Source organism: Streptomyces sp. NPDC104814, from assembly GCF_055583185.1.
In genome coordinates, this window is record NZ_JBVJOL010000001.1 from 787,135 (window position 1) to 805,289 (window position 18,155).

The 18,155-nt window shown below is 73.6% G+C and carries 16 protein-coding genes; 5 read left to right on the forward strand and 11 right to left on the reverse strand.

Features of this window, described 5'->3' with window-relative positions; all coding sequences use genetic code 11:
* Window positions 1-99: 99 nt before the first annotated feature.
* Window positions 100-714, forward strand: coding sequence for a TetR/AcrR family transcriptional regulator (locus tag ACZ64A_RS03250; RefSeq protein WP_361626780.1), 615 nt, complete (start codon window positions 100-102; stop codon window positions 712-714).
* Window positions 715-864: 150 nt separating this feature from the next.
* Here the strand turns inward: ACZ64A_RS03250 and ACZ64A_RS03255 are convergent, their stop codons facing one another.
* Entirely contained in the window at window positions 865-1,941 is a 1,077-nt protein-coding gene (locus tag ACZ64A_RS03255; RefSeq protein ID WP_469807869.1) for a DUF2510 domain-containing protein, read from the reverse strand.
* Window positions 1,942-2,367: 426 nt separating this feature from the next.
* On the opposite strand from ACZ64A_RS03255, the gene ACZ64A_RS03260 reads away from it, so the two are divergent.
* Window positions 2,368-5,049: an ATP-binding protein gene (locus ACZ64A_RS03260; protein ID WP_469807870.1), complete on the forward strand. Its 2,682-nt coding sequence runs from the start codon at window positions 2,368-2,370 to the stop codon at window positions 5,047-5,049.
* A 127-nt stretch (window positions 5,050-5,176) separates the two neighbouring features.
* Here ACZ64A_RS03260 and ACZ64A_RS03265 read toward each other — a convergent pair whose 3' ends face one another.
* The 8 genes from ACZ64A_RS03265 to ACZ64A_RS03300 form a co-directional block, all read right to left on the reverse strand.
* Window positions 5,177-5,968, reverse strand: a complete 792-nt coding sequence (locus ACZ64A_RS03265) for an SDR family NAD(P)-dependent oxidoreductase (protein ID WP_469807872.1) — start codon at window positions 5,966-5,968, stop codon at window positions 5,177-5,179.
* Window positions 5,969-6,038: 70 nt separating this feature from the next.
* Window positions 6,039-7,163, reverse strand: coding sequence for a bifunctional 3-oxoadipate enol-lactonase/4-carboxymuconolactone decarboxylase PcaDC (gene pcaDC / locus ACZ64A_RS03270; RefSeq protein WP_469807873.1), 1,125 nt, complete (start codon window positions 7,161-7,163; stop codon window positions 6,039-6,041).
* On the reverse strand, window positions 7,160-8,494 hold the full coding sequence (gene pcaB / locus ACZ64A_RS03275; protein ID WP_469807875.1) for a 3-carboxy-cis,cis-muconate cycloisomerase: 1,335 nt from the start codon (window positions 8,492-8,494) through the stop codon (window positions 7,160-7,162). The genes pcaDC and pcaB overlap by 4 nt, the downstream gene beginning before the upstream one ends.
* Window positions 8,491-9,093, reverse strand: coding sequence for a protocatechuate 3,4-dioxygenase subunit alpha (pcaG, locus tag ACZ64A_RS03280; RefSeq protein WP_469807876.1), 603 nt, complete (start codon window positions 9,091-9,093; stop codon window positions 8,491-8,493). Before pcaG ends, pcaB begins: the two co-directional genes overlap by 4 nt.
* 6 nt (window positions 9,094-9,099) lie before the next feature.
* Window positions 9,100-9,873 carry a protocatechuate 3,4-dioxygenase subunit beta gene (gene pcaH, locus ACZ64A_RS03285; RefSeq protein WP_469807877.1) on the reverse strand — a complete coding sequence of 258 codons (774 nt, stop codon included), beginning with the start codon at window positions 9,871-9,873 and terminating at the stop codon, window positions 9,100-9,102.
* Window positions 9,874-9,890: 17 nt separating this feature from the next.
* On the reverse strand, window positions 9,891-11,096 hold the full coding sequence (locus tag ACZ64A_RS03290) for a thiolase family protein (protein ID WP_469807878.1): 1,206 nt from the start codon (window positions 11,094-11,096) through the stop codon (window positions 9,891-9,893).
* Window positions 11,093-11,737, reverse strand: coding sequence for a CoA transferase subunit B (locus ACZ64A_RS03295; RefSeq protein ID WP_469807879.1), 645 nt, complete (start codon window positions 11,735-11,737; stop codon window positions 11,093-11,095). The genes ACZ64A_RS03290 and ACZ64A_RS03295 overlap by 4 nt, the downstream gene beginning before the upstream one ends.
* A complete protein-coding gene (locus ACZ64A_RS03300) occupies window positions 11,737-12,492 on the reverse strand; it encodes a CoA transferase subunit A (protein WP_469807881.1) in 756 nt (251 codons plus the stop codon). Before ACZ64A_RS03300 ends, ACZ64A_RS03295 begins: the two co-directional genes overlap by 1 nt.
* Window positions 12,493-12,667: 175 nt before the next feature.
* On the opposite strand from ACZ64A_RS03300, the gene ACZ64A_RS03305 reads away from it, so the two are divergent.
* Window positions 12,668-13,135 (forward strand): MarR family winged helix-turn-helix transcriptional regulator, encoded by a 468-nt coding sequence (locus ACZ64A_RS03305; RefSeq protein ID WP_469807882.1) that lies wholly within the window; start codon window positions 12,668-12,670, stop codon window positions 13,133-13,135.
* A gap of 92 nt (window positions 13,136-13,227) precedes the next feature.
* On the opposite strand, the gene ACZ64A_RS03310 is transcribed toward ACZ64A_RS03305, so the two are convergent.
* Complete coding sequence (locus ACZ64A_RS03310) at window positions 13,228-14,289, reverse strand: DUF3048 domain-containing protein (protein WP_469807883.1); 1,062 nt, start codon at window positions 14,287-14,289, stop codon at window positions 13,228-13,230.
* A gap of 237 nt (window positions 14,290-14,526) precedes the next feature.
* Here ACZ64A_RS03310 and ACZ64A_RS03315 point away from each other — a divergent pair, with 237 nt between their 5' ends.
* A complete protein-coding gene (locus ACZ64A_RS03315; RefSeq protein ID WP_469807884.1) occupies window positions 14,527-15,717 on the forward strand; it encodes a zinc-dependent alcohol dehydrogenase in 1,191 nt (396 codons plus the stop codon).
* Between the two features lie 124 nt (window positions 15,718-15,841).
* Here ACZ64A_RS03315 and ACZ64A_RS03320 read toward each other — a convergent pair whose 3' ends face one another.
* Window positions 15,842-16,906 (reverse strand): ATP-dependent DNA ligase, encoded by a 1,065-nt coding sequence (locus ACZ64A_RS03320; RefSeq protein ID WP_469807886.1) that lies wholly within the window; start codon window positions 16,904-16,906, stop codon window positions 15,842-15,844.
* A 96-nt stretch (window positions 16,907-17,002) separates the two neighbouring features.
* On the opposite strand from ACZ64A_RS03320, the gene ligD reads away from it, so the two are divergent.
* Window positions 17,003-18,043: a non-homologous end-joining DNA ligase gene (ligD, locus tag ACZ64A_RS03325; protein WP_469807888.1), complete on the forward strand. Its 1,041-nt coding sequence runs from the start codon at window positions 17,003-17,005 to the stop codon at window positions 18,041-18,043.
* Window positions 18,044-18,155: the final 112 nt, after the last annotated feature.

Here is an 18,155-nt window from a genome sequence, read left to right on the forward strand (position 1 = left end):
GTGTACCGATACGCACGAGTACCGGTACACTGGCGTATCGATTGAGGTGCGACACACTGGAAGTCGACGCCCCACGGATCCCAGCGAGGTGAAGCCCCGATGACGTCGCAGGCCGCGGACGGGCCGGAGACGGCCGCCGCATCGCGCCGCTCCAAGCTCACGCCCGAGCGCGAGCAGGAGTTCTTCGACGCCGTCCTCGACCAGATCCGCGTCTGCGGGTACGACGCCGTCACCATGGAGGGCGTCGCCGCCTCCACGCGGTGCAGCAAGTCCACGCTGTACCGGCAGTGGAAGACCAAGCCCCAGTTCGTGGCGGCCGCGCTGCGCTCCAACCGGGCCTGCCGGTTCGCCGGCATCGACACCGGTTCGGTCGCCGCGGACCTGCGCGAGGCGGCCCGGCAGGCCGGGGCCTGGTCCGGCCCGGACACCAGCCTGCTCCAGGCGCTGGGGCACGCGGTGATGCAGGACGAGGAGCTGCGCGCTGCGCTGCGCGAGGCGCTCGTCGAGCCCGAGATGGAGGCGCTGCGCGCCATCCTGCGCCGCGGCGTCGAACGCGGCGAGATCGCCGCGGACCACCCGGCGCTTGAGTTCGTCCCGGTCCAGCTCTACGGCGTCCTGCGGGTGCGGCCCGTCATCGACGGGCAGTACGCGGACTCCGACTATCTGGTCCGGTTCGTGGAGGCCGTGGTGCTCCCGGCGCTGGGCCTCACCTGAAGACCCGGGCCGCCGTCCATGGGATGACTGGACGGTGACCCGGCCGCGCCGCACCGTGGGGACGGGGGCGGCGCGCACCCCCCGGCCGGGTGGGACCCTCCTTGAGCGGAGGGGGTCCCACCCGGCCGCTGTGCGTCCGGGTACGGCGGGTCAGACGCTCTGTCCGGAGCCGCCGCCGCTCGCCCGCTTGATCCCCTGGGTGATCCGGTCGATGACCGACACCTGCTGGTCGGCGTCCACACCGAAGCGGACCAGGACGATCATCCGGGGGTCGGCCGGGGACGGGAACGCCAGGGACTCGACACAGCCGTCGGCACCCTTGCTGGTCACCGCCTTCCAGCGGACCAGATACCCCTTCTGCCCGGCCACCGTGACCGCCTGCGAGGCGAGCACCTGGTGCGAGGTGATCGCGCCGTAGGAGGCACCGCCGTAGGACTCCTTCGCGTTCTCCGCGATGTCCGCCTTGGCGACCTGCTCCGGGGTGGACCCCCGGGCGCCCAGGAGGGTCGCGGGGGCCGCGTACGCGCCGCCCTTGGTGCAGGTCTGCGAGGTGTCGCCGGGGCACGGATAGGAGGAGTCGGAGGTGACGGCGGCGCCGGCGGCGTACTCCTGGCCGTACCAGCCGTCCGGGATGGGCAGGCTGATGCCGCCGGCCGCGTCGGTCGCCGAGCCGCTGTGGATCTTCGGCGCCTCGCTCTGTCCCGGGGACGGCGAGGGGCCGCCCGGACCGCCGTCACCGCCCCCGCCCGGGCGGCCGCCGCGGTCGTCGGGCCCGGGCACCTGTCCCTGCCCCTGCCGCGCGTCGGTGCGCCGGCCGCTGCCGCCGCCGTCGGTCAGGGCGTGGACGCCGACGCCGATGCTCGCCAGCACGGCGACCGCTGCGGCGACGGCGATACCGAGCCGCAGCCCACGCCGCCCACGCCGAGCCGGCGGCTGCCCGGGGTATGCCGGATACGCCGGGTACCCCGCGTACCCGGGATGGGCCGGGGACCCCGCGTACCCCGGCTGCCCGACGGGCGCAGGCTGCGCGGGATGGTCTCCCTGACCGGGCCGGCCGGGCTGGGCCGGCGTTCCCGGACCGTCGCCCGGCGGACCCCAGGCGGCGGCCGTCCCCGCCGGGCGCGTCCGGTCCGTCCACGCCCCGCCGTCCCACCAGCGTTCGGTGGCGGGACCGTCACTGCTTTGCCCGGGGTCGGGATACCACCCGGGAGGAGTCACCTGCGTCATGCCCCCACCGTATGAGCCCACCGTGAAAGCCGGATGAGAACCCCCGCCCACAACTCGGTCCGCTGCCCCGCGCCAGGGGAGCCGGCCCCGGCTGCGTCGTCCACCAGCCCGCCCCCCGGCCGGAGTCGGCCCGTGCATCCGGCGCATCCGCCGGAGGCGTTGCGCGGTCCGTCCTGCCGGGCGGAGACCCTGGGCGGAAACGACGGGCGGACGCCCCGGCGTCACATTCCGGCCGATTCCTCGTCAATTCCCGGCCCCCTCTCCCTCGTTGACGGAGTCGTCGCACCCCGCAGGCCCGGCCTGCGATTCGCCATACTCCCTTTCACCCTCCGCGGCAATACCTGCGGTGACGGCGCACCGTTCGGCGGTCGAGGGGGCTAGGCTCGACATCGGTACGTCGTTCGGGCGACTTGGGGAGGTAGCGGGATGACGGAGGCGGCCGCCTCGGCTTCCCTCGTGGAGCGCGAGCAGGAACTCGCCGTCGTCGCACAGGCGGTGGACGAGCTGTGCGCGGACCGGACGACCTCCGGCACCCTGCTGGTGTTCCGCGGCGAGGCCGGCCTGGGCAAGACCGCGCTGCTCGCCGAGACCCGCCGGATCGCCGAGGCGCGCGGCTGCACCGTCTGGTCGGCCCGCGGCGGCGAGACCCTGCGATCCGTCCCCTTCAACGTCGTACGGCAGCTGCTGCAACCCGCCCTCGTCCCGATGCTGCCGGAGGAGGCCCGCGAGTACCTCGGCGACTGGTACGACATAGCGGGTCCCGCCCTCGGCATTGCGGAACCCGGGGAGGGCCACGCCGACCCGCAGGGCGTGTGCGACGGACTCGTCGCCGCCGTGCGCCGCCTCGCCACGCGGGACTGGCCGCTGGTGCTTCTCATCGACGACGCCCACTGGGCCGACCAGGAGACGCTGCGCTGGCTCGCCGCGTTCACCGAACGCCTCGACGACCTGCCCGTCCTCGTGGTCGTCGCCCGCAGGCCCGGTGAGATCGCCGGGGAGAACGCCCGGCTGCTGGAGGCCGTCGCCGCCGCCGGACGCCCCGCCACCGTCCTCAGCGCCCTCACCCCGGAGGCCGTCGCCGGCCTCACCCGCACCGCGCTCGGCGCGCACGCCGACGCCCCGTTCTGCCGTGAGGTGTGGGCCGTCACCGGCGGCAACCCGTACGAGACCGTCGAGCTCCTCGCCAAGGTCCGCGACAGCGAACTCCTGCCGGCCGAGTCCTCCGCCGCCGAACTGCGCGACCTCAACCGCTCCGCCCGCGGCGGCGGCCTGGTCGCCCGCCTCGAACAACTCGGCATAGACGCCACCCGGTTCGCGTGGGCCGCCGCCATCCTCGGTGACGCCATCACCATCGACCTGGTCGCCCGGCTCGCCACCATGCAGCGCGAGGAGGCCGTCCGCTGCGCCGAACTCCTGAAGAACGCGCGCATCCTCACCGCGCCCGACCCGGCCGCCGGCCCCGCGCGTGACGGTGCCCTGGAGTTCGTCCACCCGCTGATCGCGACCGCCGTCTACAACTCCATCCCCGACGCGCTGCGCCGCGCCATGCACGGTATCGCCGCCCGGCTCGTCACCGACCTCGGCCTCGGCCCCGCGGCAGCCTCCCGCCATCTGCTCCAGGTCCACCCGGACGACGACGAGGAACTCGTCGGCCAACTGCGCGAGGCGGCCCGCGAACACCTCGCCGTCGGCGCCCCCGACGCGGCCCGCCGCTGCCTGGAACGCGCGCTGCTCGAGCCGCCGCTGCCCGAGGTCCGGGCGCGTGTGCTGTTCGAGCTCGGCTGCGCCACGCTGCTCACCGCCCCCGCGAAGACGATCGGCCACCTGCGCCAGGCCCTCGCCCTGCCCGGCCTCGGCGAAGACGTCCGCGTGGACGCCGTCGTACGCCTCTCGCAGGCCCTCCTGCACAACGACCAGCTGGAGGAGGCCGTCCGCACCGTCGAGGCCGAGGCGGCCCGGCTGCCGGACGGCCCGGCGAGGCTGCGCCTTCAGGCCGTGCAGTTCATGTGGGAGGGCATCCACGCCGGTGAGGCCCCGACCCCGGGCCGCTCCGAGCGGCTCGCCGGACTCGCCCGCACCTGCACCGGACGCGACAACTCCGAGCGCGCCCTGCTCATCCTGCGTGGCTTCGACGCCATGAGCCGCGGCGAGAACGCCGAGGAGGTCGTCGAGGTGTGCGACCGCGCCCTCGTCAACGGCCGTCTCGCCCCCGGACTCGGCTGGACCGACACCGAGTGGGGCCTCGAACTGCCGATGATGCTGGCCAGCGCCTACGCCTACACGGACCGGCTCGACCGCGCCGAGGCCCTCTTCACCGACGCCCTGCGCGCCTATGAGTCCGCCGGCTGGAGCGGCGGCCACCTCGCCCTGGCCCACGCCTACGTCGGCTTCGGGCACCGCAGGCGGGGCCGGCTGCGGGAGGCCGAGGAGTCCCTGCGCGAGGCCCTGCGGCTGGCCGAACGCGTCGGCCGCGGCCTGCCCCTGTACTGGTCGGCGACCTGCAACCTGGTCGACACGCTCCTCGCCCGCGGCCATGTGGAGGAGGCCTGGTCGATCGCCGAGCAGTACGACTTCGCCCCGCCGTACCCCTCCACCATCGTGCTGCCCGACCCCCGCTCCCTGCGCGGCCGGCTCCTGCTCGCCGTCGGCCGTACCAAGGACGGGATCAACGAACTGGAGGCCGCGGAGAAGGCGGCCGCCTCGCGCGGCCACCACAATCCGGTGATGGTGCCCTGGGCCGGCGACCTGGCCCGGGCGCTGGCCGTCGAGGACCCGGCCCGCGCCGCCCGGCTCGCCGCCGACGCCCGCCGTCGCGCCGAGCGCTTCGGCACCGACACCGCCATCGGGGAGGCGCTGCGCTGCGCGGCCGCCCTGGAGACCGGCCGCCGCGCGGTCGACCTGGCCGCGCAGGCCGTGACCTGTCTGGCGGCCTCGCCTGCGCAGTACGAGCACGCCGCCGCGCGGATCGAGCACGGCATCCTGGCCCGCTCCGAGGCCGAACTGGAACGCGGCCTGGCGCTGGCCCGCTCCTGCGGCGCCGACGGGCTGGCCGAGCGGGCGACACAGGCACTTCAGACGGTCCGGGGACTGAGCCGCGTCACCTCGTGAACGCGGACGGCGCCTCCTGCAACGGGATGCCGATGGCGGCACCGCGCACCGGATGCCTTCGGGCGGCACCGCGTGAGCCGGGTGGGGTGCCTTCGCGCGGCACCGCGAGACCGGGTGCCGCAGGGTGTCACAGCGTGAGCAGCTGTTCCGTCACCGCGGCCAGCCGCTCCCGCACCCGCGGGTCGTACGCCGCCTCGTGCGCCCGCGCCGGCCGCGTCCCGTCGAAGTAGCCGCCCGAGCCCCTCTCCCGGGTCGCCAGGGCGAGCACGCCGGGCGCGCCGTCCGCGACCGAGTTCCACGGGGAGACGCCCGCCTCGCGGACCATCGACGTGTCCATATAGGTGGCGGGGTGCAGCACGTTCACCGCGACGCCGGTGCCGGCCAGCTCCTCGGCGAGCGTGAACGTGTACGCGGTCATCGCGAACTTGCTGCGGCGGTACGCCGACGTCCCGCTGTAGCGACGGGTCAGCTCCGGATCGCCGGGGTCGAGGGGTTCCTGCCCGGCCGAGCCGACGTTCACGATCCGGGCCGGGGTGTTCCTGCGCAGGACCGGCAGCAGGGCGCGGGTGAGGGCGACCGGCGCCAGATAGTTGACCGCCAGGCGCAGTTCGTGGCCGTCGGCGCTCATCTCCCTGCCGCCGCCCGGCGCCCCGAAGCCCAGGCCCGCGTTGTTGATCAGCACATCGAGATCCGGACGGGCCGCGGCGACCCGTGTGCCCAGGTCGCGTACCTGAGCGAGCGAGGCGAGGTCGGCGACGAAGCCCTCGGCCTCGCCCTCCGTGCGCAGCTCCTCGACCAGCCGCTCGGTGCGGCCCGCGTCCCGCCCGTGCGCGAGGACGCGGTGCCCGGCGCGCACCAGCTCGAAGGCGACGTACCGCCCGAGACCCGAGGTCGCCCCGGTGATCAGAACAGTGGACATGCCACCACCGTAGGCCGACCGCACACCCCCGTGGGAGATGCGGCCGAGCCTACGACCGGCGGGGACACCCTCAGTCGCCGGTGTCCTCCTCCGCGAGCACCCGCTGGGCCGTCGCGAACGCCGAGTTCGCCGCCGGCACCCCGCAGTAGACGGCCGTCTGCAGCAGCACCGCGCCGATCTCCTCCGGCGTGAGCCCGTTGCGCCGCGCCGCCCGTATGTGCATCGCCAGCTCGTCGTAGTGGCCGTGCGCCACCAACGCGGTCACGGTGATCATGCTGCGTTCGCGGCGGCTCAGCGTCGGATCGGTCCAGATCTCGCCCCACGCGTAGCGGGAGATGAAGTCCTGGAACCGCGCCGTGAACGGCGTCTGCCGCTCCTGCGCCCGGTCCACGTGCGCGTCGCCGAGCACCTGGCGGCGTACGGCCATGCCGAGGCCTGCCCCTCCGCCGAGGTGCGCGCGCAGCGCCGTGAGCACGGCCCGCGGGCACTGCGCGGGCGCCAGATGCGCTGCCCCGGGCAGCTCCACCAGCGTGGACCCCGGCACCGCGTCCGCGATCTGACGCAGATGCGCGGGCGGGGTCGCCGCGTCCTCACGCCCGGCGACCAGCAGCGTCGGTGCGGTGATCTCCGGGAGCCGGTCGGTGAGGTCGAACGCGGCGAGCGCGTCGCAGCAGGCCGCGTACGCCGCCGGGTCGGCCTGCGCCTGGTCGCGCACCAGGCGCGGCACGGTGAAACCCTCCGTGAACCAGCGGGCGTCCGCGCTCTTCACCAGCCAGTCCAGTCCCTCCCGCCGCACCCGCTCGGCCCGCTCCTTCCAGGGGCCCGCGCCGTTGAAGTGCGCGGAGGAGCACAGCACGGCGAGGGAGGAGAGCCGCTCGGGGTGGTGCACGGCGAGATGCAGTCCGACCGCACCGCCCAGCGACACCCCGGCGTAGGCGAAGCGGTCGATCCCGAGGGAGTCGGCGAGGGCCAGCACCAGGTCGGCCAGCTCGCCGACGGTGGCGCCCGGACCGATCAGCTCGGCGGCCGACCCGCCGTGCCCCGGCAGGTCCCAGCGCACCACGCGATGCCCGGTCGACAGCTCGGGCGCGATGTCGTCCCACAGCGCGTACGACGTGCCGAGCGAGGGTCCGAGCAGCAGCGGGGGAGCGGAGTCCGGGCCTTCGGTGAGGTGGTTGAGGAGTTTCTCGGTCAAGGTCGCTCCAGCGCACGGTCGGTGAGGGCTCCGGCGGAGCCGGTGTAACGGGCGGGGTCGGTCAGTTCGCCCAGGTCGACGTCCTTCAACGCGGATTGCTCGGCGAGGAGTTCAGCGAGCGGGCGGCCCTCTTCCGCGGCCCGCCGGGCGCACGCGGTGAGCAGCTCTTTGGCGCGGGCGCGGCCGAGCAGCGGGGCCAGTTCCGCGGACAGCCGCTCGGAGACGATGAGCCCGTGGGTGAGGTCCAGGTGGGCGCGCATGACGTCCGGCGCCACGCGCAGGTTCTCCGTCAGTTCGGCGCAGTCCCGGGCCGCGCCGCCCACCAGGCGCAGCAGGTCCCGCAGCGGCTCCCACTCCGCGTGCCAGGCCCCGGCCGGCCGCTCGTCCTCGGCGGCCATCGCTCCGTGGAGTGTGGCCGCGAGCTGCGGGGCGCGGCGGGCGGCAGCCGCGATCAGCGTGGCGCGCACCGGGTTCGCCTTGTGCGGCATGGCCGACGAGCCGCCCCCGCTGCCCTCCGCCACCTCGGAGATCTCGGTACGGGACAGGGTGAGCACGTCCACGGCCGCCTTGCCCAGCGCCCCGGCGGTGAAGGCCAGGCACCCGGCGAGGTCCGCGACCGGTGTGCGCAGTGTGTGCCACGGCAACCGCGGCGCGCACAGGCCGAGTTCACTGGCGTACCGGGCGGGCAGCGCGGTCGCGTCCTCGGCGCCGTATGCCGTGAAGGCCGCCAGTGTCCCGGCCGCGCCGCCGAGTTGCACGGGCAGTGCGTCCCGGACCGCCGCCACCCGGTCCCGCGCGTCCAGTACCAGCGACCGCCACCCTGCCGCTTTCAGACCGAAGGTCGTCGGTACGGCGTGCTGGGTGAGCGTCCGCCCCGGCATGGGCGTGTCGCGGTGCTCCGCCGCGAGCCGGGCCAGCGCCCGCTCGGTGCGGGCGAGGTCGGCGAGGACCAGGTCAAGGGTGCGCGCGGAGACCAGCATCGCCGCGGTGTCCAGGATGTCCTGGCTGGTCGCGCCCCGGTGGACGTAGGCGCCGTACTCCTCGCCGACCGCCTTCGTCAGGTCCGCGACCAGCGGGATCACCGGGTTGCCGCCGCCCCGGGCCCGTGCGGCCAGCGAGGCGAGGTCGAAAGCGCCCTGGTCGGCGGCCGCCTCGGTGACCGCCTGCGCGGCCCCGCGCGGCGCGAGCCCGAGCGCCGCCTGGGCGCGGGTGAGGGCCGCCTCGGCGTCGAGCAGCGCGCGCAGGAACGCGGCGTCGCTCGTCGCCGCGGCCGCCGGGGAGCCGGCCCACCCGGGGGCGAGCAGGCCGGTGTCCGTTGCCTCGGATGTCACTGGAACTCCAGGAAAACCGTCTCGCCTTCGCCCTGAAGGCGGATGTCGAAACGGTACGTCCCCCTCCCCTCGTCCCGGGCGATCAGCGTGTCGCGCCGGTCGCCCACCTGCGCGAGCAGTGGATCGGCGGCGAGCGCGGTGTCGTCGCCGGGCAGATAGATCCGTGTGAACAGGTGCACCAGCAGACCCCGGGCGAACACGCACACACTCAGACAGGGCGCACTGTGCCCGCGCGGGCCGGGCCGCAGGGTGCGCGCGTACCAGTGGCCGTTCGCGTCCGTCTGCATCCGGCCCCAGCCGGTGAACTCCACGCCGTTGCGGCCGAGATGGCCTCCGGTCGCCGGGTCGCGCCGCATCGAGCCGTCCACCTGCGGGATGTTGCCGTCCGGGTCCGGACCCCACAGCTCCACGAAGGCGTCCGGCAGGGGCTTGCCCGCGCCGTCCAGGACGCGACCGTGCACCGTGATGGTGTCCGGGTGGCCGAGCGGGGCGATCTCCTCGCCGCCGCGGAAGGGCAGGGCGTATCCGTAGAAGGGGCCGACCGTGTGCGACGGCGTGGGCAGCACGCTCTCCGGCCGGCTCGTGTCGATCGTCGTCATGTCGCCTCAGCGTCCTTCTTCGATCCAGGTGGCCCTCGGGCCGTCCAGCACGATGTCCCAGCGGTAGCCGAGGGAGAACTCAGGCACCGACAGACCGTGGTCGTAGGTCGCCACCAGCCGCTGCCGGGCGGCGTCGTCCGTCACGGACTGCAGGATCGGGTCGTACGGGAAGAGCGGGTCGTTCGGGAAGTACATCTGCGTCACGAGCCGCTGTGTGAACGCCGATCCGAACAGCGAGAAGTGGATGTGCGCCGGCCGCCAGGCGCCCACGTGGTTGCGCCACGGGTACGGGCCCGGCTGGATCGTCGTGAAGTGGTAGCGGCCCTCGTCGTCGGTGAGGGTGCGGCCCACGCCGGTGAAGTTCGGATCGAGCGGCGCGTCGTGCTGTTCGCGCTGATGGGCGTACCGGCCGGCCGAGTTGGCCTGCCAGATCTCCACGAGCTGGCCGCGCAGGGGGCGTCCGTTGCGGTCGAGCAGCCGGCCGGACACGGTGATCCGCTCGCCGACCGGTTCGCCGGTGTGCTGCCGGGTCAGGTCGTTGTCGGTCTCCGTGATGTCCCGTTCGCCGAAGGCGGGAGAGTGCAGCTCCACCAGCTCCGGGTCCTTGGTGACGTCGATGGTGACGGGCGGCTGCTGCGGGTGACGCAGGACGGAGGAGCGGTACGGCGCGTAGTCGCGCCGCGGGTGGTGCTCGACGGGCGCGCCGTCGGCGAGCCGCTTCTCGTACGCGGCGTGCTCGGCCGCGATCTCCTGGTCGATGTCGTGCTGGGTGAGAGTCATGGGGTTCCCCGGAGTTCCTAACGTTCGAGGACGAGGGCGAGGCCCTGGCCGACGCCGATGCAGAGCGCGGCGACGCCGGTGCCGGAGCCCCGGCGGGCGAGCTGGTGGGCGACGGTGCCGGCGAGGCGGGCACCGGAGGCGCCGAGGGGGTGGCCGAGGGCGATGGCGCCGCCCTGCGGGTTGAGGATCGCCGGGTCGACGTCGGGCCACTCGGCGAGACAGCCGAGCACCTGCGCGGCGAACGCCTCGTTGAGTTCGAGGACCGACAGGTCGTCGAAGGTCCTGCCCGCCTTGGCCAGGGCCCGGTGGACGGCCTCGACGGGGCCGAGGCCGAAGTACCGCGGGTCGATGCCACAGACACCGGAGGCGGAGACCCGGGCCAGCGGCTCGCGGCCGGTGGCCTTCAGGCCCTCCTCGTCGGTGAGGAGGAGGGCGGCGGCGCCGTCGTTGAGCGGGGAGGCGTTGCCGGCCGTCACCGTGCCGGTGTCCGCCGGGCGGAACGACGGCTTCAGCTTGGCCATCGCCTCCAGGGAGGCGGTGGGGCGTACGCATTCGTCGGCGGCGAACGTGACCGGGTCGCCCTTGCGCCGCGGGACGGGGACGGGGGTGATCTCGGCGTCGAAGAGGCCCCGCGCCTGGGCGTCGGCGGCCTTGCGGTGGCTGTGCAGGGCGTACTCGTCCTGCTGCTCGCGGGTGATCTTGTGCTTGTCGGCGATGAGTTCGGCCGACTCACCCAGGGGAATGGTCCACTGCGGGTCCATCCTCGGGTTGACCATCCGCCAGCCGAGCGTGGTCGAGTACAGCTCGGTGTGCGCGGCCGGGAAGGGCGTGTCGCTCTTGGGCAGGACGTAGGGGGCGCGGGTCATGGACTCCACACCGCCGGCCACGGCGATGTGGGCGTCCCCGACGGCGATGGCCCGGGCGGCCTGGACGACCGCTTCGAGGCCGGAGGCGCACAGCCGGTTGACGGTGACGCCGGGGACGCTGGTGGGCAGGCCCGCGAGCAGCGCGGCCATGCGGGCGACGTCGCGGTTCTCCTCGCCGGCGCCGTTGGCGTTGCCGAGGTGGACGTCGTCGATGCGGGCCGGGTCCAACCGAGGGGTGCGGGCCAGGAGTTCCCGCAGGGCGTGCGCGGCCAGGTCGTCCGGGCGGACACCGGCCAGGGCGCCGTTGTACTTGCCGAACGGGGTGCGTACGGCGTCGACGATGTAGACCGGGTTCACAGGGCGTTCTCCGGGACGGTGAGCGGGGCGTCGGTCCGGGCGGCGATCTCGTCGACGCTCACGCCGGGCGCCGTCTCGACGAGGACGAGCCCGTCGTCGGTGACGTCCAGGACGCCGAGGTCGGTGATGACGCGGTTCACGCACGCCTTGCCCGTGAGCGGCAGCGTGCATGCCTTGAGGATCTTCGGGCTGCCGTCCTTGGCGGTGTGGGTCATCACCACGATCACCGTGCGGGCCCCGTGCACCAGGTCCATCGCACCGCCGATGCCGGTCACCAGCTTGCCCGGGACGGCCCAGTTGGCCAGGTCGCCGCCTGCGGAGACCTGCATCGCGCCGAGCACCGCGACATCGATGTGCCCGCCGCGGATCATCGCGAACGACAGCGCGGAGTCGAAGAAGGAGGCGCCCGGCAGGACGGTCACGGTCTCCTTGCCCGCGTTGATCAGGTCCGGGTCGACCTGGTCCGCGGCGGGGTAGGGGCCGGTGCCCAGGATGCCGTTCTCCGATTCGAGGACGACCTCCACACCCGGCGGAAGATGGTTCGGGATCAGTGTGGGCAGCCCGATGCCGAGGTTGACGTACTGCCCGTCCTTCAGTTCCTTCGCCGCGCGGGCGGCCATCTCCTGGCGCGTCCAGGCCATCAGCTGCTCACCGTCCGCTGCTCGATCTTCTTGTCCGCCGCCTGCTGTGCGGTCAGCGCCACGACCCGCTGCACGAAGATGCCGGGTACGTGCACCGCGTCGGGGTCGAGGGCGCCGGGCTCGACCAGCTCCTCGACCTCGGCGACGGTGATCCGCCCCGCCATGGCGGCCAGCGGGTTGAAGTTCCGGGCGGACTTGTTGAACACCAGGTTCCCGTGCCGGTCCCCCTTCGCCGCCCGCACGAGTGCGTAGTCGGTCCGGATGCCCCGCTCCAGCACGTACTCGGTGCCGTCGAACTCACGGACCTCCTTGGGCGGCGAGGCCAGCGCGACCGCGCCGGAGCCGTCGTAGCGCCACGGCAGGCCGCCCTCGGCGACCTGCGTGCCCACCCCGGCCGGCGTGTAGAAGGCCGGGATGCCGGCGCCGCCCGCGCGCAGCCGCTCCGCGAGCGTGCCCTGCGGGATCAGCTCGACCTCCAGCTCGCCGGCCAGGTACTGCCGGGCGAACTCCTTGTTGCCCCCGATGTAGGAGCCGGTCACCCGGGCGATCCGCCCCGCGGCCAGCAGCACCGCGAGACCCGTCTCCATGGCACCGCAGTTGTTCGACACCACGCTCAGGCCGGCGATCCCGCGCTCGTACAGCGCCTGGATCAGCACGTTCGGCACACCGCTCAGCCCGAACCCGCCGACCGCGAGCGACGCGCCGTCCGGCACGTCACCCACCGCCTCCAGGGCCGAGGCGACCACCTTGTCCATCCGGTAAGCCCTCCAATTAGTCAGCGCACTGAGTATTCCAGCGAGGTGGCCCTCACGCTGCCACCGGTCGTCTGACGCGTCAAGAGCTGGGGTCTGCGTGGAGGTCCGCTGCGGACAGGGGGATTAAGGGCAGGTATCGTTCAGTACACCAACGAAAACGACCACGGGAGCGCACATGGCCGCGGTGGACCTCTCGACGCACCCCGGGCACCTCGCCCGGCGGCTCCAGCAGGCCCACTACCTGCTCTGGAACACCATGGTCTCGGAGGAGATCACCTCACCGCAGTTCGCGGTGCTCAACGCGCTCGTCGCCGAGCCTGGCCTCGACCAGCGCACGGTGGGGGAGCGGGTGGGGCTCGACCGCTCCACGATCGCCGAGGTGATCAGCAGGCTCGGCCGGCGCGGTCTGATCGACAAGGTGCGCGACCCCCAGGACGGCCGCCGCTCCCTGCTGCGCCCGACCGACGACGGACTGCGCACGCACCGCAAGCTGTCCGTCCGCACGGCGCGGATGAACCAGGTCTTCCTCGCGCCCCTGTCCGCCGAGGAGCAGAGCCTGTTCCTCGACCTGATCCGCCGTGTCGCCGACGCGGCGGAGGGGCTGCGCAACCCCGCGGAGCCGGTCGCCGCGTCCCACGGCTGACCGGCACGCGGACCGGCCGGGGTGCCGGCGGGGCAGGGGGACCGGCCGGGGTGGCTGCGGGGGAGGGGAACCGGCCGGGGTGCCCGCGGGGGTCAGGCGGCCTTGGCGAGGACCACCCAGACCTGGCCGGGGGCGAAGGTCATGGGCTTGCCGTCGTTCGTCTCGAAGCGTGTGCCGTCCGTGGCCGTCGGGCGCTTCCAGGTCGCCCGGTAGGCCCGCCCGTCGCGCATCACCGTCGCCGCTCCCGCCCCCACCGTCTCGGTGTACGGCGTGGCGTGGCCGAGGAAGTCGTGGAACTCGGACGGGCGCACCTTGACGTACTGCACGACGACCGTGGCCGGTGCCATCGGTCCCGTGTCGGTGGTCTCCGCTGGTGCGCCGTCCATCGCGACCAGATAGCGGTGCCGGCTCGCGGACCAGGTGAAGGTGAAGGTGGCGAGCGGGAAGCGCACGGTGCGCGTCGCCAGCGGGTGCCCTCCCGCGGGCGCCGCGCCGTAGCGGAAACCGGTGGTCAGGGCGGCCGCGCCGGGCTCACGGTCCTGCAGCGCGCGCGGGTGCAGGAAGAGGTTGTGCGGAGCGGGACGGCCGGCGCCGCGCTCGAAGGCGCCCCTGGTCCGGCCCGGGGTCTCCGCCCGCAGAGGGGCCCGGTCGATCAGCGGCAGCAGCTTGCTCTGGGCGCCGGAGAAGGCGAGTGTGGGCCGGTCGAACTGGCGCAGCAGCTCCAGATCCGACTCACGGGCGCTGCGCACCGGGCCGACCACGGACGGCGCGGCGGTCGCGTACACCGCCATCAGCCGGCTCAGCCCGCCCTCGACCTGCTCGACGTAGACGATGTCGGCCGCGCCCAGACCGGTCTGCGGCCGGGCCGCGCGCGCGTTGTCGATCTTCACCGCCAGCACGGGCCCCGGGGCCGTCTCCTGACCGCTCGGCGAGGGCCCCGAGGGCCGGCCGCTGACCGCGGGGCCCGTCTCCTGGCCGCTGGGCGCGGGTCTCGTCCCCTGCCCGATGGACGTGGGTCTCGTCTCCTGCCCGGTGGGCGAGGGCGCGGTCCCGTGCCCCTGGTCGCGTCCGTCGTCGGCCGCGTTCGTGCCCGTGGTGCAGCCCGCGGCCGACGCGACCGTCAGCGTCACGGCCAGGAAGGCCGTCGTCGTCACCGTGCGCCGTTGCCGTGCGCGCGCCCCACGTCCTGTGCCCACCGTCGCCACCCGCCCAGCTCGGTCATCGATAGTCCGGTAATCGGATCATTCAGTGACATACCCGGTTACGTCCCCTCGGTCGCGCCGGCTCGGCCGATCGGCTCAGCGGAACCGCCCCCCGACGGTTCGCGCAGGGCCGTCCGGGTACCCGGGCGCAGGTCCGGAAGCGCACCCACGGTGGAGGGAGCCGGCGCGATGAAGGCAGTGACGTGGCAGGGCAAGCGGGACGTGCGGGTGGAGACGGTCCCCGATCCGACGATCCAGGAACCCACGGACGCCGTCATCCGCGTCACGTCCTCCGGGCTGTGCGGCTCCGACCTGCATCTGTACGAGGTGCTGACCGCGTTCATGACGCCGGGCGACATCCTCGGCCACGAACCCATCGGCATCGTCGAGGAGGTCGGCGCCGGGGTGCCGGACCTGATGGCCGGCGACCGGGTCGTCGTGCCGTTCCAGATCGCCTGCGGCGACTGCTGGATGTGCCTGAACGGGCTGCCCACCCAGTGTGAGACCACCCAGGTCTCCGGCGAGGGCATGGGCGCCGCGCTCTTCGGTTACACCCGGCTGTACGGCTCGGTACCCGGGGCGCAGGCCGAGTATCTGCGCGTTCCCCAGGCTCAGTTCGGTCCCATCAAGATCCCCGAGGGGCCGCCCGACGACCGCTTCGTCTACCTCTCCGACGTGCTGCCCACCGCGTGGCAGGCCGTCGCCTACGCCGACGTCCCGCAGGGCGGCAGCGTCGCCGTGCTCGGTCTCGGCCCGATCGGTGACATGGCCTGCCGGGTCGCCCAGGTGCGCGGCGCCGGGCGGGTGTTCGGCGTGGACCTCGTCCCGGAGCGGCTGCGCCGGGCGAAGGAACGGGGCGTGGAGACGTTCGACCTGAGCAGCTTCGACAACGAGAAGGAGCTGGTCAACGCCATCCGCGACCAGACCGACGGACGCGGGCCCGACGCAGTGATCGACGCCGTGGGCACCGAGGCGCACGGCAGCGCGATCGCCAAGCTGGCCCAGCAGGCCACCTCGTCGATGCCGCGCAAGCTGGTCAGCCCGCTCATGGAGCGCTTCAGCATCGACCGGCTCGCCGCCCTGCACACCGCCATCGAACTCGTCCGCCGCGGCGGCACGCTCTCCCTGGTCGGTGTCTACGGCGGCATGGCCGACCCGATGCCGATGCTGACCCTGTTCGACAAGCAGATCCAGGTCCGCATGGGCCAGGCCAACGTCCGCCGCTGGAGCGACGAGATTCTGCCGTACCTCACCGACGAGGATCCGCTCGGCGTCGACGACTTCGCCACCCACCGGGTGCCGCTGGACGAGGCACCGCACGCCTACGAGATGTTCCAGAAGAAGCAGGACGGCGCGGTGAAGGTCCTGATGAAGCCGTGAGGTGACCTCGCGGACCGGCGGGCGGCTCGTGGGTGGTGGGGGGCGACGCGGAACCGCGCGAGCAGGCTTGCGGGTGCGGGTTGCGTGACCTCGCGGGCGGCCTTGTGACCTCGGCGGCGGCCGGTCAGTCGCCGAGGACCTCCGCGAGGTCGTAGCGCACCGGCTCCTGCAACTGGGCGTACGTACAGCTCTCCGGTGTCCGGTCCGGGCGCCAGCGGCGGAAGCGGGCGGTGTGCCGAAAGCGCGCCCCGTGCTCCATGTGGTCGTAGGCCACCTCCACCACCCGCTCCGGCCGCAGCGGGACCCAGGACAGGTCCTTCTTGCCCGACCAGCGGCTCGGCGCCCCCGGCAGCCGCGCCGTCTCGTGGGCGGCCTCCTCCGACCAGGCCGCCCACGGATGCCCCGTGACGTCGTCCATGCGCAGCGGCTCCAGCTCCTCCACCAGTTCGGCGCGCTTCTTCATCGAGAACGCCGCCGACACCCCCACATGCTGCAGCGCGCCCTTGTCGTCGTAGAGACCGAGCAGCAGGGAGCCGACGATCGGCCCCGACTTGTGGAAGCGGTAACCGGCGACGACGACGTCCGCCGTCCGCTCGTGCTTGATCTTGAACATGGCGCGCTCGTCCTGGACGTAGCGCAGACCGAGCGGCTTGGCGATCACCCCGTCCAGGCCCGCCCCCTCGAACTCCTCGAACCACCGCTGGGCCACCTCGATGTCCGTCGTCGCCGGAGCCAGGTGCACCGGCGGCGTCGCACTCGCCAGCGCCTCGGCCAGCAGGGCCCGCCGGTCGGTCAGCGGCACGTCGGTCACCGACCGGTCGTCCAGCGCCAGCACGTCGAACGCCACGAAGGAGGACGGGGTCCGCTCCGCCAGCATCCGTACCCGTGAGTCGGCGGGGTGGATGCGCTCGGTCAGCGCGTCGAAGTCCAGCCGGCCCTCCAGGGCGATCACGATCTCCCCGTCCAGCACGCACCGCTCGGGCACCCGCTCCTTCAGCGCCGCCACCAGCTCGGGAAAGTACCGGGTCAACGGCTTGCCGGTACGGCTGCCCAGCTCGACCTCGTCCCCGTCGCGGAACACGAGCGCGCGGAATCCGTCCCACTTCGCCTCGTAGTGCATCCCGGGCGGGATCTTCGCGACGGACTTGGCGAGCATCGGCTTCACGGGCGGCATGACGGGCAGGTCCATGCACCGACTGTACGATTCGTCACGGATGTCCGCCCGTGAGGTCCCGGGTGATTCATCCGGTATGCGAAGTGTGCGGGCTGCGCCTACCGTGGCCGCATGGGTGACGCGGTGGAACTCGAAGCGGGCGGCAGGGCCGTACGGCTGTCCAACCCCGGCAAGGTCTTCTTCCCGGAGCGCGGCTTCACCAAGCTGGACCTCGCCCGCTACTACCAGGCGGTCGGCCCCGGAATCCTGCGCGCCCTGCGCAACCGCCCCACGACGCTGGAGCGCTACCCGGACGGTGTGACCGGCGAGTGGTTCTACCAGAAACGCGCCCCGAAGAACATGCCGGACTGGATCCCCACCGCCCACATCACCTTCCCCAGCGGGCGCAGCGCCGACGAGATGTGCCCCACCGAGGAGGCCGCCGTCCTGTGGGCCGCGCAGTACGGCACCCTCACCTTCCACCCCTGGCCGGTGCGCCGCGACGACGTCGACCGCCCCGACGAACTGCGCATCGACCTCGACCCGCAGCCCGGAACCGACTACGACGACGCCGCCCGCGCCGCCCACGAACTGCGCGCCGTCCTCGACGAGTTCGGCGGACTGCGCGGCTTCCCGAAGACCTCCGGCGGGCGCGGCCTGCACGTCTTCGTGCCCATCGAACCGCGCTGGACCTTCACCCAGGTGCGCCGCGCCGCGATCGCCGTGGGCCGGGAGATGGAACGCCGGATGCCCGAGCAGGTCACCATCAAGTGGTGGAAGGAGGAGCGCGGCGAGCGCATCTTCATCGACTACAACCAGACCGCCCGCGACCGCACCATCGCCTCCGCCTACTCCGTACGGCCCCGCCCGCACGCCCCCGTCTCCGCGCCCCTGCGCTGGGAGGAGGTCGGAGTCGCCCACCCGCGTGACTTCGACCTCGTGACGATGCCGGCCCGCTTCGCCGAACTCGGCGACGTCCACGCCGACATGGACGACCACCGCTACTCACTGCAGGCGCTGCTCGACCTGGCGACGAAGGACGAACACGACCACGGCCTCGGCGACCTGCCCTACCCGCCCGAATACCCGAAGATGCCGGGCGAGCCCAAACGGGTCCAGCCGAGCCGCGCCCGCCGGACCCAACCGGCGGACGACGCCGACACACCGTCCTAGGTGACGCACCGGACGAGACGGGCGAGGCGACCGCGGCCCGGCGACCGCGACCGCGGGCGGCGGGGGCGCGGATCGTCGCGGATCGGATCGTCCGCGGCGCGTCCGGTCGCCG